The sequence below is a fragment of the Serratia sp. JSRIV004 genome (assembly GCF_019968705.1).
Classification (GTDB): domain Bacteria; phylum Pseudomonadota; class Gammaproteobacteria; order Enterobacterales; family Enterobacteriaceae; genus Chania; species Chania fonticola_B.
Window position 1 is genome coordinate 2,521,103 of record NZ_CP074140.1, and the last position, 22,724, is coordinate 2,543,826.

The 22,724-nt window shown below is 56.1% G+C and carries 14 protein-coding genes; 9 read left to right on the forward strand and 5 right to left on the reverse strand.

The features are described from left to right. Positions 1-38: 38 nt before the first annotated feature. The 8 genes from ygfK (at position 39) to KGP21_RS12110 (ending at position 13,820) form a co-directional block, all read left to right on the forward strand. Complete coding sequence (gene ygfK / locus KGP21_RS12075) at positions 39-3,146, forward strand: putative selenate reductase subunit YgfK (RefSeq protein WP_209552238.1); 3,108 nt, start codon at positions 39-41, stop codon at positions 3,144-3,146. A gap of 2 nt (positions 3,147-3,148) precedes the next feature. After that, positions 3,149-4,477 carry a putative aminohydrolase SsnA gene (ssnA, locus tag KGP21_RS12080; RefSeq protein ID WP_209527637.1) on the forward strand — a complete coding sequence of 443 codons (1,329 nt, stop codon included), beginning with the start codon at positions 3,149-3,151 and terminating at the stop codon, positions 4,475-4,477. Positions 4,478-4,530: 53 nt separating this feature from the next. Continuing rightward, on the forward strand, positions 4,531-5,304 hold the full coding sequence (gene ygfM / locus KGP21_RS12085; protein ID WP_115158330.1) for a molybdopterin-dependent oxidoreductase FAD-binding subunit: 774 nt from the start codon (positions 4,531-4,533) through the stop codon (positions 5,302-5,304). Then, entirely contained in the window at positions 5,304-8,183 is a 2,880-nt protein-coding gene (locus tag KGP21_RS12090) for a molybdopterin-dependent oxidoreductase Mo/Fe-S-binding subunit (protein WP_223538519.1), read from the forward strand. The genes ygfM and KGP21_RS12090 overlap by 1 nt, the downstream gene beginning before the upstream one ends. A 237-nt stretch (positions 8,184-8,420) precedes the next feature. Then, positions 8,421-9,836, forward strand: a complete 1,416-nt coding sequence (locus KGP21_RS12095) for a nucleobase:cation symporter-2 family protein (protein ID WP_021804795.1) — start codon at positions 8,421-8,423, stop codon at positions 9,834-9,836. A gap of 83 nt (positions 9,837-9,919) precedes the next feature. Further along, positions 9,920-11,236, forward strand: coding sequence for a guanine deaminase (gene guaD, locus KGP21_RS12100; RefSeq protein WP_223538324.1), 1,317 nt, complete (start codon positions 9,920-9,922; stop codon positions 11,234-11,236). A 101-nt stretch (positions 11,237-11,337) separates the two neighbouring features. Then, positions 11,338-12,702, forward strand: a complete 1,365-nt coding sequence (locus tag KGP21_RS12105; protein WP_223538327.1) for an NCS2 family permease — start codon at positions 11,338-11,340, stop codon at positions 12,700-12,702. 176 nt (positions 12,703-12,878) lie between these two features. Beyond that, a complete protein-coding gene (locus tag KGP21_RS12110) occupies positions 12,879-13,820 on the forward strand; it encodes an Rpn family recombination-promoting nuclease/putative transposase (RefSeq protein WP_371824853.1) in 942 nt (313 codons plus the stop codon). Positions 13,821-13,836: 16 nt separating this feature from the next. Here KGP21_RS12110 and xdhC read toward each other — a convergent pair whose 3' ends face one another. The 5 genes from xdhC to ynfF all read right to left on the reverse strand — a co-directional run bounded on the left by xdhC (position 13,837) and on the right by ynfF (position 20,533). Then, a complete protein-coding gene (gene xdhC, locus KGP21_RS12115) occupies positions 13,837-14,313 on the reverse strand; it encodes a xanthine dehydrogenase iron sulfur-binding subunit XdhC (protein ID WP_223538333.1) in 477 nt (158 codons plus the stop codon). After that, a complete protein-coding gene (gene xdhB, locus KGP21_RS12120) occupies positions 14,307-15,188 on the reverse strand; it encodes a xanthine dehydrogenase FAD-binding subunit XdhB (RefSeq protein ID WP_223538336.1) in 882 nt (293 codons plus the stop codon). The genes xdhC and xdhB overlap by 7 nt, the downstream gene beginning before the upstream one ends. Before the next feature lie 12 nt (positions 15,189-15,200). Then, a complete protein-coding gene (xdhA, locus tag KGP21_RS12125) occupies positions 15,201-17,486 on the reverse strand; it encodes a xanthine dehydrogenase molybdenum-binding subunit XdhA (RefSeq protein WP_223538338.1) in 2,286 nt (761 codons plus the stop codon). Positions 17,487-17,915: 429 nt separating this feature from the next. Then, positions 17,916-18,041, reverse strand: coding sequence for a hypothetical protein (locus tag KGP21_RS29630; RefSeq protein ID WP_256461419.1), 126 nt, complete (start codon positions 18,039-18,041; stop codon positions 17,916-17,918). Positions 18,042-18,094: 53 nt separating this feature from the next. After that, the gene (gene ynfF, locus KGP21_RS12130) at positions 18,095-20,533 is read right to left on the reverse strand and encodes a selenate/tellurate reductase subunit YnfF (protein WP_223501303.1); all 2,439 of its coding nucleotides are present in this window, start codon (positions 20,531-20,533) and stop codon (positions 18,095-18,097) included. A gap of 1,057 nt (positions 20,534-21,590) precedes the next feature. On the opposite strand from ynfF, the gene hybO reads away from it, so the two are divergent. Beyond that, a complete protein-coding gene (gene hybO, locus KGP21_RS12135) occupies positions 21,591-22,724 on the forward strand; it encodes a hydrogenase 2 small subunit (RefSeq protein WP_223501304.1) in 1,134 nt (377 codons plus the stop codon).

Genomic DNA, 22,724 nt, shown 5'->3' on the forward strand with positions numbered 1-22,724 from the left:
CTCATCATTCAGGCATTTCGCCGCAAGGAGATAAAGCTATGGGAGATTTAATGCGTCCCGTTCCGTTCAAGGCGCTGTTAACCCGGATTTTCGATGAATATCATGAGAGCCGGTCTATTTTTGGTATTCCAGAAAAGCAGTTTTATCGCAAACATGACGATCGGCGGATTAACGTCTTCAATGAAAGTTGTGAAACGCCACTTGGCCCGGCCGCAGGCCCGCATACTCAGTTGGCGCAGAATATCATCGTTTCCTGGTTGACCGGCGGACGCTTTATCGAATTGAAAACCGTGCAGATCCTCGATCGGTTGGAGCTGGAAAAGCCCTGTATCGATGCCGAAGACGAATGCTTCAACACCGAATGGTCAACAGAGTTCACGCTGCTCAAAGCCTATGATGAATATTTAAAAGCCTGGTTTGCCCTGCACCTGCTGGAGGAGATGTTTGATCCACGGGCCAAAGGGGAAAGTAAATCCTTCATTTTCAATATGAGCGTGGGTTATAACCTCGATGGGATTAAACAGCCGCCGATGCAGGACTTTATCCATAACATGATGGACTCTGCACAGCACCCGAAATATGCCGAGTATCAACATATTCTTGCCGCATGGGTTAAGGACGAGGGTTTTATTAGCCAGTTCGCCTTATCCGCCCAACGCGGGGCATTGGCACAGTTGCCAGAGCATATTCCAGCGCAACTGGTCAGCGGTATTACCCTTTCGACCATGCATGGTTGTCCGCCAGATGAAATTGAAGCCATCTGCCGCTATATGCTGGCAGAGAAACGGCTCAATACCTTTGTCAAATTAAACCCGACGCTGCTGGGTTATCCGCGCGTGCGTGCCATTCTGGATAGCTGCGGGTTTGATTATGTCGGGCTGAAAGAAGAATCTTTCGAGCACGATCTCAAACTGGAGCAGGCGATCGCGATGTTGCACCGCCTGACCGCCCTGGGGAAACAGCAGAAGTTGGGTTTCGGGGTCAAACTGACCAATACCCTGGGGGCGATCAACCATAAAGGCGCCTTGCCGGGTGAAGAGATGTATATGTCCGGGCGCGCGCTGTTCCCGCTTTCCATCAACGTAGCGGCGGTTCTCTCCCGCGAGTTCAACGGGGAACTGCCGATTTCCTATTCCGGCGGGGCAAGCAAGTTTAACGTCCGCGAGATTTTTGACACCGGCATCCGGCCAATCACCATGGCCACCGACCTGCTCAAGCCCGGTGGCTATTTACGCCTGACGGAGTGCATGCAAGAGCTGGACGCTTCCGATAGCTGGCAGATGACGCGCATCGATGTCGATAAGCTGCAAGTGCTGGCAGACAAGGCCGTCAGCATGGAATACACCCAGAAACACTGGAAATCAACGGATCGCATCGACGCGGGTGGCCCATTACCGATGATTGACTGCTATGTGGCTCCTTGCGTCACCGCCTGCGCCATCAAACAGGATATCCCGGAATATATCCGGCTGCTGGGTGAGCAACGCTATGCCGATGCGCTGGAGCTGATTTATCAACGCAACGCCTTGCCAGCTATTACCGGGCATATTTGCGATCACCAGTGCCAGTACAACTGCACCCGTCTTGATTACGACAGCGCGCTGAACATCCGCGAACTGAAAAAGGTGGCGTTGGAGAAGGGCTGGGATGAGTATCAGCGCCGCTGGCATAAACCGGCTGGCTCTGGCAGCAAACGCCCAGTTGCCATTTTGGGAGCTGGCCCGGCGGGTCTGTCAGCCGGGTACTTCCTGGCGCGGGCCGGGTATCAGGTTACGCTGTTTGAGCGTGAGGCGAATGCGGGTGGGGTGGTGAAAAACATCATTCCACAGTTCCGCATCCCGGCGGAGCTTATCGAGCACGATATCGACTTTGTGGCCGCCCACGGCGTGAAGATGGTTTATGGCTGCGATCCCGATCTGACCGTCGACAAACTGCAACAGCAGGGCTTTGACTACGTGTTTATCGGTATCGGCACCGATAAAAACAGCGGCGTGAAGCTGGCGGGCAATAACCGCAACGTCCACAAATCCTTGCCGTTCCTGCGCGATTTCAACCTCGGTAAGCCGATGAACCTGGGCAAACACGTGGCCGTGGTCGGTGCCGGTAACACGGCAATGGACTGTGCCAGGGCCGCGTTGAAGGTGCCTGGCGTGCAGGACGTCACCGTGCTGTATCGCCGCACGCTCAATGAGATGCCAGCCTACCGTGAAGAGTATCAGGAGGCGGTAGAGGACAACGTGCAGTTTATGTTCCTCACCAATCCGGAACACTTTGATGCCAACGGTACCTTGACGGCCAGAGTGATGGCGCTGGGAGAGCCGGACGAGAAGGGGCGCCGCCGCCCGGTCGCCACCGAACAGACCCTGACGCTGCAAATGGATACCTTGATCACCGCCATTGGCGAGCAGGCTGACGAGGAAGTGCTGCATAAGCTGGGCGTACCGCTGGATGACGCAGGCTATCCGCAGGTCAACACCGCCACCGGCGAAACTACCCGGCCGAACGTCTTCTTGATCGGCGACGTGCAGCGTGGCCCGTCATCCATTGTTGCTGCCATCGGTAGCGCCCGCAACGCCGCTGAAACGGTGCTGGCGCGGGAGAACGTCAAAACCCATCACGCCGACAAATACTGGTCGAACGTCGATCCGGCGGAAATCTATCGCCGCAAAGGCGCTATTTCGGTAGCGCTGGTGGATAAAACCGAGCGCGAGGCCTTCGTGGCCCAAGAGGCCCAGCGCTGCCTGGAATGTAACTACGTGTGCAGCAAATGCGTCGACGTTTGCCCGAACCGCGCCAACGTGTCGATTGCCATACCGGGCTTCCAGGATCGTTTCCAGACCCTGCATCTGGACGCCTACTGCAATGAATGCGGCAACTGCGCCCAGTTCTGCCCGTGGCAGGGTAAGCCATACCAAGACAAAGTAACGATCTACAGCCTGCCGCAGGACTTTGCCAACAGCACCAATCCAGGGTTCCTGGTGGATGGGGCGCAGGTCAGCGTACGGCAGGACGGCAAGCTTTACCAACTGCAGATCGATAGCGACGGCCAGCTTGAGCAAGTGCCGCCGGAACTGGAGGAGATGTGCCGCATTATCAGCCATGTGCACACTCATCATCATTATCTCCTTGGCCAGGTGGAGGTGTAGTCATGCTGATATTAACCAATGCAACCGGCGTGCAGCTCGACCCCGCCAGCGTACAGCACGGTATCGATATCGCCATTGAAGGGGCGTTGATCAAAGAGGTGGGGCAAGGGTTGGCGGCCAAATATCCCCAGGCGGAAGTGCGCAATATGCACGGCAAATGGGTGATGCCAGGGATTGTGTGCGCCCACAACCATTTCTACTCCGGGTTATCACGCGGGATTATGGCCAACATCGCGCCCAGCCCGGACTTTATCTCCACGCTGAAGAACCTGTGGTGGCGGTTGGATCGGGCGCTGGATGAGGAATCGCTGTATTACAGCGGTCTGATCTGCTCGTTGGAAGCCATCAAGAGCGGCTGTACGGCGGTGATCGATCACCACGCCTCGCCCAACTTTATCGCCGGTTCGCTGAAAACCCTGCGCGCAGGCTTTATCGAGACCGGGCTGCGCGGCATGACCTGTTTTGAAACCACCGATCGCAACGGCGGGGAGCGCGAACTGCGGGCTGGCGTGGAGGAGAATATTGCTTTTGCCCAGTTGATCGACGTCGCCAAAAAAGCCGGTAAGGAGCCTTACCTGGTGGAGGCGCATATTGGCGCTCACGCACCGTTCACGGTTTCTGATGCCGGGTTGGAGATGCTGCAAGCGGCGGTTAAAAGTACCGGCCGTGGTCTGCATATCCACGCCGCCGAGGACAGCTATGACGTATCCCATAGCCACGACAAATATGGCAAGGATCTGATCGAGCGCCTGGCGCAATACGACCTGATCGGGTCAAAAACGTTGGTCGCCCACGGTCTGTATCTGTCTGCAGCGGACATCGAACTGATCAACCAGCAGGATGCCTTCCTGGTGCACAACGCCCGCTCCAATATGAACAACCACGTGGGCTATAACCATCAGCTGGCGCAGTACCGCAACCTGGCGCTCGGCACCGACGGCATCGGCTCAGACATGTTTGAAGAGCTGAAGTTTGCCTTCTTTAAACACCGTGATGCGGGCGGGCCGTTGTGGCCGGATAGCTTTGCCCGCTTCCTGGCCAAAGGGAATCAACTGCTGGCGCGCAACTTTGGCGCCAACTTCGGCTGCCTGGCCGCCGGTTACAAAGCGGATCTGACCATCTGCGACTACCCGTCACCCACGCCGCTGGCGGCGCAGAATATCGGCGGGCATCTGGCCTTCGGCATGGGGGCTGGCAGCGTCAACAGCGTGATGGTGGAAGGCCGCATGGTCTATCAGGATCGCCAGTTCCCGTTCGATGTGGAACCGATCTACGCCGAGGCGCGCAAGGTAGCGGCCAAGCTGTGGCAGCGTATGGATACCTTGAAGTAAACCGGTCGCCGCCCTGCGAACACCGGGGCGGCTGACATTGATGAGGGTGCAACATGATTGAGCAATTCTATCGGCCAGGATCGGTACAGCAGGCGCTAGAGCTAAAACGCCAGTACCAGCAGGATGCCGTCTATTTCGCTGGCGGCAGCAAACTAAACGCCACACCCACTAAAACACGGCAAAAGATTGCCATCGGGCTGTCGCAGCTGGGGCTGGATCAGGTGAGCTGGCAGCAGGGGGCATTGCATATCGGTGCCACCATTACCTTACAGCGTTTAATGGATACCCAGCTTATCCCGCAGGCCCTGCGTGAGGCGCTGGGTTTTGTCTATTCCCGCCATATTCGCAATCAGGCCACGCTGGGTGGTGAAGTCGTTTCGGCAACGAAAGATTCGGTGCTGCTGCCGGTGCTGCTGGCATTGAGTGCCCAGGTGGTGGTGGGCAGCGGCAAGACGATGGCGCTGGAAGACTATCCGCTGTGCGGCGGCAGTGAATTACTGCTGGAGGTGGTACTGCCGGATCCTTACCGTACCTGCGCTACCCGTAAAATTGCCCGTTCAGCGGCGGGGTTGCCGGTGGTGACTGCGGCCGTATCCCGCGATGCGCAGGCGAAAATTCGTATCGCCCTGAGCGGTGTGATGGCTCCTGGCCGCCTGCGTGATGCAGAGAACAGTGGTCTGAGTGGCCCGGCATTGGAGCAGGCAGTGGCGCAGATGATATCTCCGCCAGACGACATCTGTGGCAGCCGCGCCTATAAGCGCTATATCACCGGTGTGGTGGTGGCAGACCTGTTGGCGGCTTGCCAGGCATCAGGGGAGAAAGCATGATGAATATTCGCTTTACGCTTAACGACATCCCGCAGGAGATGCAGTGCCAACCCGGCGAAAACGTCCAGCAACTGCTGTTTACGTTGGGAATGCATTCGGTCCGCAATAGCGATGACGGCTTCGGCTTTGCCGGTTCGGACGCGATCCTGCTTAACGGTGTGGTGGTCAACGCCTCGTTGCTGATCGCCGCCCAGTTGGATAATGGCGCGGTGACCACGGCCGAAGCGCTGGGGAGCTGGAACCAGCTCAGCCTGGTGCAACAGGCAATGGTGGACGTGGGGATCGTCCAGTCCGGCTATAACGATGCGGCGGCGGCGCTGATCCTGACGGATCTGTTGGCCCGCATTGAGGAACCAACGCGCGCGCAAATAGACGATGCGCTGTCAGGCTTGTTCAGCCGTGATGCCGGTTATCAGCAGTTCTATCAGGTCGTAGCGCTGGCGGTGGCTCGCCGTAACGATCCTGAATTCCAGTCGCTCGCGGCTCCCGAATTCCGCAGCGATCTGAACGTGGTCGGTAAGCTGTGTCCTAAGGTGGACGCGGCGAAAATGGTACAGGCCAAGCCTTGTTATGTGGAAGACCGCGTGGCCCGCAATGCCTGCATCATCAAGATGCTGCGCAGCCCGCATCCTCATGCCTTGATCACACATCTGGACGTCAGCAAAGCCGAGGCGTTGCCTGGGGTGGTGCATGTGATCACCCATCGCAACTGCCCGGATATCTATTACACCCCCGGTGGGCAGAGCGCGCCAGAACCTTCACCTCTAGATCGTCGGATGTTTGGCCAAAAGCTGCGCCACGTGGGTGACCGGGTGGCGGCGGTTGTGGCCGAGAGCGAAGAGATTGCGTTGGCCGCGCTGGCGTTGATCGATGTCGAATATCAAGTGCTTAAACCGGTGATGTCGATCGATGAGGCGATGGCGGAAGGGGCACCGCTGGTACACGACGAGCCGATTGTTTACGTCCACGGCGCACCGGAGGACCTGGCCGAGCAGAACCAGGGTAGCGCAGAGCGTGGCACCGAGCATGTGACGATCAATTTCCCGATTGGTGCCAAACCCCACAGCAATATTGCCGCCGCGGTACATGGACGCATTGGCAACGTGGATCAAGGTTTTGCCGAGGCGGACGTGGTGCTGGAGCGCACCTACGAATCCAAACAGGTGCAGCAGTGCCCGGCGGAAATGCACGTCTGTTACACCTACATGGACGGCGATCGGCTGGTGATCCACGCGTCAACCCAGGTGCCTTGGCACCTGCGCCGCCAGGTCGCCAGGATCGTCGGGCTCAAGCAGCATAAAGTGCACGTGATCAAAGAGCGGGTCGGCGGCGGTTTTGGCTCCAAGCAGGATATCCTGTTGGAAGAAGTGTGTGCCTGGGCAACCTGCGTGACCGGCCGTGCGGTCTATTTCCACTATACCCGCGAAGAAGAGTTCATCAGCAACACCTCACGCCACGTGGCCAAGGTGCGGGTGAAGATTGGGGCGAAAAAAGATGGCCGCCTGACGGCAATCGATATGAACTTCCTGGCCAATACCGGCCCTTATGGCAACCATGCGCTGACGGTGCCCAGCAATGGCCCGGCGCTGTCGTTGCCGCTCTATCCCTGCGATAACGTCAATTTCCAGGTAACCACCTATTACAGCAACATCTGCCCGAACGGCGCTTATCAGGGGTACGGCGCACCAAAAGGCAACTTCGCCCTGACCATGATCCTGGCGGAGATGGCGGAACAACTGCAGATGGATCCGCTGGATATCATCGAGCGTAATCGGGTAGTTGAAGGGCAAGAGTTGAAAATCCTCGGGGCGATTGGTGAAGGCAAAATGCCGACTTCGGTGCCAAGTGCCGCCAGCTGTGCGCTGGAGCCGATTTTGCGCAAAGGGCGTGAGTTGATCCAGTGGAGCTCACCGAAAGTCAGTCAGGGAGACTGGCAGATTGGCCGTGGCGTGGCGATTATCATGCAAAAATCCGGTATTCCGGATATCGATCAGGCCAACTGCATGATCAAGCTGGAATCGGACGGTACCTTTATCGTTCATTCCGGCGGGGCGGATATCGGCACCGGGCTGGATACGGTCGTGGGCAAACTGGCAGCGGAAGTGCTGTGCTGCCCGTTCTCCGAGGTACATGTGATCTCCGGTGATACCGATCATGCCCTGTTTGATAAAGGGGCCTACGCCTCTTCCGGCACCTGCTTTTCCGGCAATGCGGCGAAGAATGCGGCGGAAAATCTCAGGAAGAAAATCCTGTTCCACGGCGCGCAGATGCTGGGTGAGCCAGAAAGCGACGTCACGCTGGTGGTTCCAGGCGTGGTGCGCGGTAAACAGGGCGAAGTGACGTTCGCCCAGATTGCCCATAAGGCAGAAACGGGCACCGGCTTTGGCACCCTGGTGGCCACCGCCAGCTATATCTCCTCTGACTTTGCCTTCCCGTTTGGCGCCAACTTTGCCGAAGTGGCGGTCAACGTGCGCAGCGGGGAGATCCGGTTGGATAAGTTTTATGCCTTGCTCGATTGCGGCACCCCGGTTAACCCGGAGCTGGCGCTGGGGCAAATCTACGGGGCTTCAATGCGCGCCATCGGCCACAGCATGACGGAAGAGATTATCTATGACAGCCAAGGCTCGCCGATCACTCGTGATTTGCAAAGCTATGGCGCACCGAAGATTGGTGATATCCCGTTGGATTTCCAGGCGTTCCTGGTGCCCAGCGACGATCGGGTGGGGCCATATGGGGCCAAGTCGATCTCCGAGATTGGCGTCAACGGAGCGGCCCCGGCCATCGCTATGGCGATCCACGATGCCTGTGGCGTTTGGCTGCGCGAATGGCATTTCACCCCAGAGAAGATCTTGAGGGGGTTAAATAAGCTGTCAGCGTAGACTCTGTAATAAGTCGTACCGGGATAGTGGCCAATTACGGTCATTATCCCGCTATACCTGCCGAGTTAAACCGGCGGCGGGTATAAACGATTCAATATATTAGCCAAAGGCTAATCTGTTATTGCCGCCATATATGAGCTCATCGCTCAGGCTAGCCCGTGGGATCAACATGGCGAAAGTGCAGGGCGTGGAGCTTATTGAATCAGATGATCAAATTTACTGGAATGGAGTAAAGAGATGTCTGATATGCCTACTTCAAATAACGACCTTATTTATCGGGTGGAAGATAAACCACCTTTCGACCAATGCATCGTGGGGGCAATCACCCATTTACTGGCTATTTTTGTGCCGATGGTGGCACCTGCACTGATCGTCGGCACCGCGCTGGGGTTGCCGCCGGACGTCACGGCCTATCTGGTATCGATGGCAATGATAGCCTCAGGGATTGGCACCTGGTTGCAGGTGAATCGCTATGGCCGCGTAGGCTCTGGCTTATTGTCCATTCAATCGGTCAACTTTTCCTTTGTGACGGTGATGATCGCCTTGGGTAGCACGATGAAAGCCGATGGCCTGCATGTGGAAGCGATCATGTCCACGCTGCTGGGCATCTCTTTTGTTGGTGCATTCCTGGTGGTGGGCTCCTCGTTTATTTTGCCCTATCTGAAACGGGTGATCACGCCCACCGTGAGCGGCATTGTGGTGCTGATGATTGGCCTGAGCCTGATCAAGGTGGGCATTATCGATTTTGGCGGCGGTTATTCAGCGAAAAGCAGCGGCACCTTTGGCAACTACGAAAATATCGGTATCGGCCTGTTGGTGTTGCTGGTGGTGATCGGGTTTAACTGTTGCCAGAACGCATTATTACGCATGGGGGGCATCGCCATCGGCTTGATTGTCGGGTATGTCGTGGCCTTGTGCCTGGGCATGGTGGATTTCTCGGTGATGCAAAACCTGCCGGTAATGACCGTTCCCGTTCCCTTTAAATACGGTTTCTCTTTCGATCTGCATGCCTTCCTGGTGGCTGGCATCATCTATCTGCTCAGCGTGTTGGAGGCGGTCGGCAGTATCACCGCTACCGCAATAGTGTCCGAGCAGCCCATCAAGGGGGATGAATATACCGCACGCCTGAGCGGTGGAGTGCTGGCCGATGGGCTGGTCTCGGTGATTGCCGCCATGCTGGGCTCGTTGCCGCTGACAACATTTTCCCAGAATAACGGCGTGATCCAGATGACCGGCGTCGCCTCGCGCCATATCGGCAAATATATCGCCGTGATCCTGGTGGTGCTGGGGCTGTTTCCCGTTATTGGCCGCTTCTTTACCACTATCCCCGCACCAGTGCTGGGCGGCGCCATGACACTGATGTTCTCGATGATCGCCATCGCTGGGATACGCATCATTATCTCCGACGGTTTAAACCGTCGCGAAACCATCATCGTTGCCACCTCGCTGGGGCTGGGCCTTGGCGTCTCTTACGATCCGGAAGTGTTTCGTATTTTGCCCGAGTCGATTTATGTGCTGGTGGAAAACCCGATCTGCGCCGGTGGGCTCACGGCCATTTTTCTCAATTTGCTGATACCGCAAAACCCGCGTGAGAAACCTGACGCCGAGGAGGCCGAATTCGAGGTGGTTACAGCGGAAAAAAACACCGATTGAGATTGCTGACAAAGGTTACTTAGGGGCGCTGTATGCGGCGCCCGCCTGGCAACATCCGTTTTATGGCGACAAGGAATTTCAGTATGGAGCGTGAACAATCAATCAAGGCCGTGCGGGGCAGTTTTCTCGATATCACCCGCACCGTACAGCATCCGGAAGAAATCGAGGGCCATCTGCGCTTTATTAAAGACGGACTACTGATCATTCGTGATGGGCGAGTGGAGTGGTTTGGCGACTGGGAAGAGGGGCACCACCAGATCCCCGACAGCATCCGGGTACGCGACTACAGCGGTAAAATGATCGTGCCAGGGTTTGTCGACACCCATATTCACTATCCGCAGTGTGAAATGGTAGGAGCCTATGGCGAACAACTGCTGGACTGGCTGAACAAGCACACCTTCCCGGCGGAGAAGCGCTATAACGATCTGGAATACGCCCGCGAGATGTCGGCGTTTTTCATCAAGCAGCTGCTGCGTAATGGCACCACCACTGCGCTGGTGTTCGGCACCGTGCATCCCGAATCGGTAGAGGCGCTGTTTGAGTCGGCGCGCCATATCAATATGCGGATGATCGCCGGTAAGGTGATGATGGATCGCAACGCGCCCGATTACCTGCTGGATACCCCAGAAAGCAGCTATAGCCAAACCAAGGCGCTGATTGAGCGCTGGCATAACAATGGCCGCCTGTTATACGCCATCACCCCGCGTTTTGCGCCAACCTCCTCACCGGCACAACTGGAGATGGTGCAACGCCTGCGCCAGGAATACCCGGATGTTTACCTGCATACCCACCTGTCGGAAAACAAGGATGAAGTGGCTTGGGTGAAAGCCTTGTTCCCAGAGCGCAAAAGTTATCTCGATGTTTACCATCACTACGGCATGACCGGCAGAAAAAGCGTATTTGCCCACTGTGTGCATCTGGAAGACGCCGAGTGGGATTGTCTGCACCAAACCCAATCATCCATCGCCTTTTGCCCGACCTCCAACCTGTATCTCGGCAGCGGCCTGTTTAATTTGCCCAACGCCTGGCGGAAAAAGGTGCGGGTGGGAATGGGCACCGACATCGGCGCGGGCACCACCTTCAACATGCTGCAAACGTTGAATGAGGCTTACAAAATCATGCAGCTGCAGGGCTACCGGCTCTCGGCGTATGAGGCGTTCTATCTGGCGACGTTGGGCGGGGCCGATGCTCTGGGGCTGGCGGACACCATTGGTAACTTCAACCTGGGGAAAGAGGCGGACTTTGTGGTGCTGGAGCCGACGGCCACGCCGCTGCAACAGTTGCGCTACGACAACTCAAAAACCTTGGTGGATAAGCTGTTTGTCATGATGACGCTAGGGGATGACCGGTCGATCTATCGCACCTATGTCGATGGCCGGCTGGTGTATGAACGTACTTAAAACCACCGCACTGCAATTTGCCAGGATTGGTGTTACCCCAGCGAGTGCCGTAACGTCAAGCCCGTGGGGTAGGTGAGTGTAAACTTTCAGAGGGCATTGATATGTCTAATAATTTATCGCAGGCGACGTCAGAAAAAGCGGCCAGCTCGCTAGACAGCTATTTCAAGATTAGCGAGCGGGGCAGCAGCGTACGGCAGGAAGTGTTGGCAGGGTTGACCACCTTTTTGGCAATGGTCTATTCGGTGATCGTGGTGCCCGGCATGTTGGGCAAGGCGGGTTTCCCTCCTGCTGCGGTATTTGTCGCCACTTGCCTGGTTGCCGGTGTGGGGTCACTGGTGATGGGCCTGTGGGCTAACTTGCCGATGGCTATTGGCTGCGCCATCTCATTGACGGCGTTTACCGCTTTCAGCCTGGTGCTTGGCCAGCATATCAGCATCCCCGTTGCCCTGGGGGCGATCTTCCTGATGGGGCTGATATTCACCGCCATTTCCGTAACCGGGGTGCGCTCATGGATCCTGCGTAACCTACCGATGGGCATCGCGCATGGCACCGGGATTGGTATCGGCCTGTTCCTGCTGCTGATCGCTGCCAACGGTGTCGGTATGGTGATCAAAAACCCGCTGGACGGCTTGCCAGTGGCGCTGGGGTCGTTTGTGTCTTTCCCGGTGATGATGTCGCTGCTCGGCCTGGCGATGATCCTCGGGCTGGAGAAATTACGTGTGCCGGGCGGGATCTTATTGGTGATCATCGGTATTTCCGTTATCGGTCTAATTTTTGACCCTAATGTGAAATATCAGGGGCTGTTTGCGTTGCCCAGCCTCTCCGGGCCGGACGGTAGCTCGCTGATTTTCAGCCTGGATATCAAAGGGGCGTTGAATCCGGCGATACTGCCCAGCGTATTGGCATTAGTAATGACTGCTGTTTTTGACGCCACGGGCACCATCCGGGCGGTCGCCGGGCAGGCTAACCTGCTGGACAAGGATGGGCAGATTATCAACGGTGGCCGGGCGTTCACCGCCGACTCCATGAGCAGCATGTTCTCTGCGTTGGTTGGGGCCTCACCGGCTGCGGTGTATATCGAGTCTGCTGCGGGAACGGCTGCTGGCGGTAAAACCGGCATGACGGCGGCGGTGGTGGGCGTACTGTTCTTGCTGATCCTGTTCTTGTCACCGCTGTCTTATCTGGTCCCCGGCTATGCGACGGCACCGGCGCTGATGTATGTGGGCCTGCTGATGCTGAGCAACGTGGCCAAGCTGGACTTTGACGACTTTGTCGATGCCATGTCTGGCCTGGTGTGCGCGGTATTTATCGTGCTGACCTGTAACATTGTCACCGGCATTATGCTAGGCTTCAGCACGCTGGTGATTGGCCGCGTGTTCTCTAACGAGTGGCGCAAGCTGAATATTGGTACGGTGATAATCGCAGTGGCGCTAGTGGCATTCTATGCTGGCGGCTGGGCGATTTGATGGGGTAACCGAGCAGATTGCTGACCAACTTGCACTCGATGCTAAAGGTAGGGGCGCTGCATGCTGCGCCCACTATCAGCGTTCAACCTCGTTTTGCGAGTTGACTCCAGAGGTTGCACGTAGGTAATTTTAACCACGTTCAGCTTGTAGTAGGTTTTGCTCATGTTTTGTCCAGGATGACCGACATGAAAAAGCCTACCCCCACTCCACATGATGCGGTTTTTAAGCAGTTCCTCACCCATCCCGCCACCGCCCGCGACTTTCTGGACATGCATTTGCCGCCAGATTTGCGGCAAAGTTGCGATCTGAATACGTTAAAGCTAGAGCCAGGTAGTTTTATCGAGCGCGACCTGCGTGCTTATTACTCCGATGTGCTTTACTCGCTGAAAACCGGTAAGGATGACGGCTATGTCTATGCTCTGATTGAGCACCAAAGTTCGCCCGACAAGCATATGGCATTCCGTTTGGTACGTTATGCCATTGCCGCAATGCAACGCCATCTTCAGGCGGGTCACGATCGGCTACCATTAGTTATTCCGATGCTCTTTTACCACGGGCAGATCACACCTTACCCGTATTCGATGTGTTGGCTTGAGGAGTTCAGTGACCCAGAATTGGCTAGGCAACTTTACGCGGGACATTTTCCTTTAGTTGACGTTACCGTCATTCCCGACGATGAGATCATGCAACACCGCCGTATGGCCATTCTGGAGCTGTTACAAAAACATGTGCGCCATCGCGATCTGTTCGAACTACAGGAACGACTGGTCACATTATTGTTGGCCGGATACACTACTAAAGAACAACTGATATCGTTGATTAACTATATGCTGCAGATGGGGAGTACGACCAAACCGGAGAGACTGCTCCGTGAATTGGCCAGACGCGCGCCGCAGCATGAGGAGGAATTGATGACTATTGCAGAATATCTCGAGCAGAAAGGTTTCGATAAAGGTATAGAGAAAGGTATTGAGGAAGGGCGAAAGGAAGGGCGAAAGGAAGGGCGAGAAGCCATCTTGAAGATAGCGCTCTCCATGCTGGCTAAGGGCTTCGATCACGCTATGGTCATACAGCTGACCGGTCTTTCAGAAGAAGAGCTGGCGCAAATCCGCCACTAGCGTTTACCAGCGTTTCTCAACGCGGTATCTCATCATCCAGCTGCTGCGCCTGCTCCACTGCCTTGACGATCGAGGTATAGCCGGTGCAGCGGCATAAATTCCCAGCCAGGCCGCGGCGGATCTCCTGCTCGGTAAGGCGGTGGCCGCGAAAACGTTCCACCATCGAGGTACTGGTCATCACCAGTCCCGGCGTACAAAAACCACACTGCACCGCCCCCACATTCACATAAGCCTGCTGTACGGCAGACAGTTTGCCCTGTTTCACCTCGCCCTCGGTGGTGCGGATGGTTTTGCCATCGGCCCAGAGCGCCAGATAAATACAGGTGTCCGTAGCGACATCGTCGATCAGTACGGTACAGGCACCACACTCGCCCACGCTGCACCCTTGTTTGACGCTGTTAAGCCCTTGCTGGCGCAGTAACTCCATCAGCGACAGGCGGGGATCGACCTCGAACTGATAGGGGCGGCCATTGATGGTGCAATTGATCAACATGATAACTCTCCTCCAGCACGTTGGGCCGCCTGGGCCAGCACGCGCTCTGCCAGCGTACGGATGATTTGCATACGGAACTCTTTACTGGCACGCCAGGATGAACGTGGCAGCACGTCACGTATGACCGCCTCACGCACGGCGGCGAGCGTTTGCGCATTGAATGGCTGACCCAGAGCTGCGGCCTCGGCATTTGGGGCACGGATCGGCGTTGGGGCCGCTACGCCAAAGGCGATTTTCACCGTGCTAAAGTGGTCATTTTCAATTTTGCAGGCCGCCGCGCAGCCGATGGTGGCAATATCCATCGCACCACGCATGGCGTATTTGTAATAGCTGGCACCAAAGTGCTGATAGTGCTGTGGCCTAAACAGCAACGCTACTGCGACCTCATTTTGCCCTAACGCGACTTTGCCTGGACCGGTGTGGAAACCTTGGATCGGCGTGCGGCGTAGCCCTGTGGGGGTAGCGATTTCCAGCTCGGCTTCCATCACCACACAGGGTGAGGCGGAATCGGCACTGGTGGCACCGTTGCAGATATTCCCGCCCAGCGTGGCCATATTCCGCACCTGGGGCCCGGCGATCGTCGCGGCTGCCTCTGCCAGGATCGGGATATGGCGTTGCACCAACGGTGAATCGATAATCTGGCTAAAGGTGGTGCCACTGCCGATGCGCAGCGTGTCATCCGGCAGCAGCTCGATACCGTTCAGCTCGTTCAGGCCATGGATATCCACCAGATGGCGATATTTACCGTTCATATGATGGAGCTGGATCAGCACGTCGGTACCGCCAGCAATCAACCGGGCCTGCGGATCGGCGGCTAATTGCCGCACGGCATCGTCTATGCAGGTCGCCCGATAATAGTGCGCAATATCGTACATAATTTTCTCCAGTTACTCGATCAGGCCCGCTTGCGAAAAATAGCGATAGAGCGTTTTGGGCGTTAGTGGTAACTCATCTATCTTCACGCCGGTTGCCATCCAGATGGCGTTGCGGATCGCCGGGGCGGGAGAGATCAGCGGCGGCTCACCCAGCGCCTTGTGCCCATAGGCAGATTGCGGCTCATAGGTTTCGACAAACGCACAGTCCAACTCTGGCAGATCGAGAATGGTAGGGAACTTGTAATCCAGCAGATTGTTATTGCGCACGATGCCGCTTTGCTCGTCGATGATCATCTCTTCGAACAGCGTCCAGCCGATGCCCATCCCCATGCCGCCATGCACCTGGCCCTCGGCCAGCAGTGGGTTAAGGATCTGGCCGGAATCGTGCAGGTTAATGATCTTGTTGATGGTGACCTTACACAGCTCAATATCGACGGTGAGGTCAACAAAGGTACAGCCAAAGGCGGGCGGATTGCTGCGGGTTTTGCAGGACACCTCGGCCATAATCTGCCCACCGACCTCCTGATCGTAATGGGCGCTCATGGAAACTTCTTGCACCGAGCACAACACTTTTTCCGGCATCTCCTTCAGCACCACTTCGCCGTTGATCACATCCAACGCCCATTCGGGTTGGCTGCACATAAAGGCTGCATGGGTCAGGATCTTGGCGCGCAACTCTGTAGCGGCCTGGCGGATGGCAGGGGCTGCAACATAGCTTTGCCGCGAGGCGAAGGCACCGGGATCGTAGGCGGTAATATCGGTGTCTTGGGTGGAGATAACGTAGAGGGAAGAGAAGGGCACGCCGATGGTTTGCGCCGCCATTTGTGCAAACACGGTATCCGATCCCTGGCCAATTTCCGTCGCGCCGACTTGCAGATGGACGGTGCCATCCTGGTTCAGTAACAGCCGGGCGCTGGCAATCTCGACGCCAACTGGATAGGTATTGGACGCATAGCTCAGGCAAGCCACGCCAACGCCGCGGCGGATGGGGCCACTTTGGTTCAGGCAGGCGGCACGACGGGCATCCCACTCAAACAGTTCCCGGCCTTTTTGCAGGCACTCGATAATCCCGGCGCTCTTGATCTCCTTGTGATTGAGCGGATTGACATCCCCCTGGCGGGCGACGTTTTTGAGCCGCAGTTCCAGCGGATCCATCCCCAGTTGGGCGGCGGCTTCGTCAATCATGCATTCCAGGGCAAAGGTCACCTGAGGTGCACCGTAGCCGCGCATGGCACCGGCGTTCGGCAGGTTGGAATAAAAGGTGGTGGCTTGGTAGCCGAAGGCGATACGCGGATACAAATAGGCGATTTTATTGGCCCCGGCGGAGGCAATGGAGTGGCCGTGAGATGCATACCCTCCGGTATTGGAGAGCACATCCAGGCTATAGGTTTGCAGGATACCGTCGCGGTTAATGCCCATCTTACCGCTGATGGAGAACGAGTGACGGGTACGAGATGCCAAAAAGCACTCTTCGCGGCTCAGTTCAACCTTGACCGGCACGCCGCCGAGTTTCCAGGTCAGGAATGCGGCCATCGGCTCTTCCAAGACGTCCTGCTTATTGCCGAACCCACCCCCGATATAGGGCTTGATCACCCGGATGGACGACCATGGCCGATCTAGCGCCTGGCCTACCACACGGCGTACCAGATGGGGAATTTGGGTGCTGGAGACGATCACTATGCGATCCATCTCGTCCATGTAAGCGTAGGAAATCACCCCTTCCAGATGACAATGTTGCACTACCTGTGTGCTGTAGTTGCCTTCGATCACGACCTCTGACGCAGCCAATGCCGCCACGGGATCGCCGCCGCTGAGCTGGTGCTGTTTCAGCAGATTGCTTTTGCCACCGTGTAACAGCGGCGCATCGGCTGCCAGCGCGGTTTTTGCTGTGGTCATCGCTGGCAGTTCCTGATATTCCACTTCAACCAGCATGGCGGCTTTCTCTGCCGTTAACGCGTCGCAGGCGACAACGATCGCCACGCCATCGCCGTGATGGCGTACATGCTGGGTCAGCAACTGTTTATCCGCTACGTCACGCTTATTGGCATCCAATGACCAGGCATGGCCCGCCGTCGGAAAACCGTGCTGCGGCACATCCTGATAAGTAAATATGGCCTCAACCCCCGGCAGTTGCAGGGCTTTGCTGGTGTCGATACGCGTAACCAGACCATGGGCAATCGGGCTACGAACATATTTGGCATGACGCATACCCGGCATGGTCATATCGTCGGTATAACGTGCCCGGCCGGTGACTTTGGCTTGCGCATCGACGCGTTCGGGCGAGGTTCCTACAGGCATCCTGCTCTCCTCGGTGAGAGAAAAAGTCGCGATAGCCAACAGCAGCAACTTACAGGCCATAATGGCTTGAGAAATCAGCCGGATGTGGGATTTGTGAAGTGAATCTGGTTTATGGCGTAAGGGGAGAGTATTTGGTGGTCTAAGAGGGGGAGGCCGCACCAAGGTCGGTATGGCAAAGACGCTGTGCGACGATAATTTATCATATTGATAAGCATAAGATTATCAAGTTGATACTAGCTATATCAGTTTGGGGCCAATCTTGTCGTGGTTTTGATGGTTAAATCGCAGTCATACCGCACCTTGCGTTGTATGCCAGTACGGTAGCGAGTCGCTACCGTCGCTCACCTCCACCGTCAGCATTAATTCTCCGCGCCGCAGTTGAATACGCAGACCACCGTTGTCCCGGCAGACATGCATATCGGTTATTGGTTACCGATCGTCAAAATCCCCTACGTCAATAAGCGCCGCCTGTGCCTGATGGCTGCGCAATGTCAGATAACTTAGATGGGGCGCTGCCGGGTTGACCGATGCATAGCCTTGCCACAGCATCGCCATGTAGTCACAACGGTATTGAAGGGGGTGGCCGAGTTCAGCCAGCCCCAAACCACCTACAGCTTCACAATCTGCACCAGATTGGTGTGTTGCGGATTGCCCTTGGCCAGCGGGGAAGGGCGATGGTGGGTCAGAATATTCACGCTGCCGCCGTGATCGACCTTATCACCAAACATATCCGCCGCCAGCCAGGCACCTTGGCCCATTGCCGTGACGCCGGGCATAATGCGTGGCGTTACCTTCGCCTGGATCTGCGTCTCGCCCCGGCCGTTAAAGACCTTCACCCGATCGCCGTTCTTGATGCCGCGCGCCTGCGCATCCAGCGTGTTGATCCACACCTCCTGCGGGCAAGCCTGCTGCAACACGTCAATGTTACCGTAGCTGGAATGGGTTCTGGCCTTGTAGTGATAACCAAACAGCTGTAGCGGATATTGGCTGCTCAGCGGATCTTCCCAACCTTCAAAGCCGGCGGCATAGACCGGTAACGGGTGGATCACATCTTCTGGCGCCAACTCCCAGGTAGCAGCGATTTCCGCCAGACGTTCGGAATAAATTTCAATCTTGCCCGATGGCGTTTTCAGCGGGTTGGCCTGCGGATCTTCTCTGAACTCCTTGAAGGCCACCACGTGCTCCTCCGGGCATTTGCGCTTATAAATACCGGCGGTTTTCATCTCTTGATAGCTTGGCATCTCCGGGTTGCGCTCGCGGGTTTTCTCGCACAGGTATTCAATCCACTGCTGTTGGTTGCGTCCCTCGGTGAAGGTCGCTTCGGCCTGTGGCCCAACCCGTTTGGCCACCTCGGAAAGGATCTCGTAAATCGGGCGGCGTTCAAACTTGCGCGTGGTGGCGGGCTGGCCCAGGATCACGTAGCCCATATTGCCTGCGGACTCATGAGAGATCAGGTCTTCCTGCTCGGTTGGCATCAGATCGGGCAGCAGGATGTCGCAGTATTTGGCCGACGAGGTCATAAAGTGTTCGATGCCGACGATCATTTCACACTTGCTGTCGTCTTGCAGGATCTGGTGGGTACGGCTGATATCGCCATGCTGGTTGATCAACGTATTACTGGCGTAGCACCAGATAAACTTGATCGGCACGTCCAGCTTGTCTTTGCCACGGATGCCGTCGCGCTTGGCGGTCATTTCCGGGCCGCGCAGGATGGCGTCGGTCCAGGTAAACACTGAAATCTTGGTTTGTACCGGGTTGGTCAGCATGTCGAACCATTCCACGCCCAGATCGAAGCTGCCTTCGCGGCAGCCGGTATTACCGCCGTTGATACCGACGTTACCGGTCAGGATCGGTAACATGGCAATGGCCCTGGCGGTTTGTTCACCGTTGGCGTGACGCTGTGGCCCCCAGCCCTGGCAGATATAGGCCGGTTTGGTCATGCCGATTTCGCGCGCCAGTTGGATAATGGTGTTGGCCGGTATCCCGGTGATACGAGCCGCCCACTCTGGCGTTTTGGCGATACCATCGTCACCCTGGCCGAGGATATAGGCTTTGTAATGGCCGTTTTTTGGCGCGCTGCTGGGTAGGGTGGTTTCATCATACCCTACGCAGTATTTATCCAGGAACGGCTGGTCCACCAGGTTTTCGCTGATCAACACGTGTGCGATGCCCGCAACCAACGCAGCATCGGTGCCTGGGCGGATCGGCACCCATTGATCTTCACGGCCACCGGCGGTATCGGTATAGCGCGGATCGATGACAATCATCTTGGCGTTAGAGATTGCTCTGGCTTGCTCCAGATAGTAGGTCACACCGCCACCGCTCATGCGGGTTTCCGCCGGGTTATTGCCAAACAGCACCACCAGCTTGCTGTTGGCGATATCATCCGGGCTGTTGCCCTGCTGTGCACCGTACAGATAGGGCATGGCGGCGGTGATCTGCGCGGTGCTGTAGCTGCCATAGCGGCTGAGGAAGCCGCCACAGGAGTTCATCAGGCGATAAGGCACGTTGGAGTTGGTGATATTGCCGCCGTCGACCCCGGTACCGTACAGCACGTGCACCGCTTCATTACCGTATTGCGCCAGGGTGTGCTTCAACTGGCCGCTGATGGTATCCAGCGCTTCTTCCCAACTGATGCGTTTGAACTTGCCTTCACCGCGTTTACCGACGCGTTTCATTGGGTATTTCAGCCGGTCCGGATGGTTCATACGGCGGCGGATAGAGCGCCCGCGCAGGCAGGCCCGTACCTGATGGTTGCCATATTGGTCGTTGCCGGTGTTGTCGGTTTCCACCCAGTAAACTTCGTCATCCCGCACGTGCAGGCGCAGCGCACAGCGGCTGCCGCAGTTTACGGTGCAAGAACTCCAGACCACCTTGTCTTCCGGCTGTTGGGCATTTGGCAACGGCTCGGCGGCAGCGGTTTTACGGAAGGGCAGCACCAGCCCCGAAGTGGCGGCCAGTAAACAGCCGGTAGCCGAGCCGGTTTTGATTAGCTTACGACGGCTGAACGGGTGATGAAGCAGGTCCGGGTTGTGGTTATCGTTCATGATAGTGCTCCCTGTGCTGGCCTATTTCGCTGCCGATAACGCCTGATGTCTGGTTTGCTATTAACCCATGATGTCTCTTGGCAAGACGTTTTAAGCCAGGCAACCGTGGTGTGATATATTAAAAGTGCTAACCTGTAGCGAATAAAGCCGTCTATATTAATGAAGTTGCATTGGTAATATTAGCTATGCAAAGTTATCTCTCAGCTTGATAATTAGATTACCTCTTAATAAGTATACTCGTGCGCGGGGCAGATGAAGTTTGCTTGAGGTCAAGTTTTAGCTTTTCGCAAGAGAATAAAGCGGGTTGGTTGCTTTTTTTTTCAAAACAGCAAGCGCTATGTTCAGTCCAAGGACTCAATCTATAGCATATTTGGTTGGCAGGATTAGGGGAGGTTGGTGATTTAAATCCAGCGTCGATACAATATTGTTATGGCCTCGTGCAACATAAGCCCCCCTGTACGCGCGAGTCAGAGGGATTAGCAAAGTCATTCATTGACTAATTCACGATGGATTGCATGATGACCAATCCCCGCCAGCCGTCGCAGTGGTAGGAAAAACCCGGTAAAAGGTCGACATCCCGCAACACCGTTACCAAGCAAGGCCCCGCTGATGACTCTGCAATAAAATTATAAACTAAAACGGCATATTACGTGTTTTCCTGCCCCGGGCTTTCCTATACTCATCACGCTTGATTGTGTCGTAAAGCTTATGCTGAGGCAGGGGGGATATTAATTGTTACAAAACGATGCATGTGAATACATTATTATTCTTGTTGTTTGCTTGGCGACTTATTTAACGGGGTTAGGATTTTTAATTTAAAAGGTAATGAGAGTTATTGTTATTTAAATACGTGCGCGAATAAATCCAGCCAGATAAATATGCAAGAAAAATATTTTTTGCTGAAGCGATTTTTCTCATGTTACGCAAATATTAACTGTTACCTCAGCAAAGGTTGATAAAGATCAACTCGGGATAGCCAGAAAATAACAATATATTAACCACCCGCATACTGTGTTTACGGGCTTGCATGTCGGTCATCAACAGGGGATAGATAATAATGATAAGGGAAAATCAAGCATTTTTCCGGGATGGCGTGAATCGCCGCGATTTTATGAAGTTATGTGCGGCACTGGCCGCCACCATGGGGCTCAGTACCAAAGCCGCCGCCGAAATAGCCGACTCGGTAGGTTCGCCACAGCGGCCACCGGTTATCTGGATCGGGGCTCAGGAATGTACCGGCTGTACGGAGTCCTTGTTGCGGGCCACTCACCCAACGATCGAGAACCTGTTGCTTGACGTGGTTTCCATGGAATACCACGAAGTCCTCTCTGCTGCGTTCGGTGAACAGGCGGAAGAAAACAAGCACCGCGCGATTGAGCAATACAAAGGGAAATACGTGCTGGTGGTCGACGGCTCCATTCCGATGAAGGATGGCGGCGTCTACTGCATGGTGGCCGGTAAGCCAATTGTTGAGCATATCCGTAATGCGGCAGAACATGCCGCTGCGGTGATCGCCATCGGCTCCTGTGCTGCCTGGGGCGGCGTCGCGGCCAGCGGGCCTAACCCGACCGGCGCAGTCAGCCTGCAGGAGATTTTACCCGGCAAAACCGTGATCAACATCCCCGGCTGCCCGCCCAACCCGCACAACTTCCTGGCGACGGTGGCCCATATCATCACCTACCAACGGCCACCGGCGCTGGATGCGAAAAATCGCCCCGAGTTCGCCTATGCCCGCCTGATCCATGAAAACTGCGAGCGTCGTCCGCACTTTGACGCCGGGCGTTTTGCCAAACAGTTTGGTGATGATGGCCATCGGCAGGGCTGGTGCCTGTATCACCTCGGTTGCAAGGGGCCAGAAACCTACGGCAACTGCTCAACGCTGGAGTTCTGCGACGTGGGCGGTGGCATCTGGCCGGTTGGGATCGGTCACCCCTGTTACGGCTGCAACGAACAGGGTATCGGCTTTACCAAAGGGATCGCCCAGTTGGCCAGCGTTGAAAATCCTACCCCCCGCAACGCCAAACCCGAAGTGGGTAGCATCGAAGGCGGGCATGTCAGCCCAACGGCGATGGGATTGCTTGGCGGCGTGGTTGGCCTGGTTGCCGGTGTCAGCCTGATGGCGGTGAAAGAGCTGGGGCGGCAGCAGAAAACGCAGCGTAAAGACGACGAGCAGCCGCCAAGCAAGGAGTAA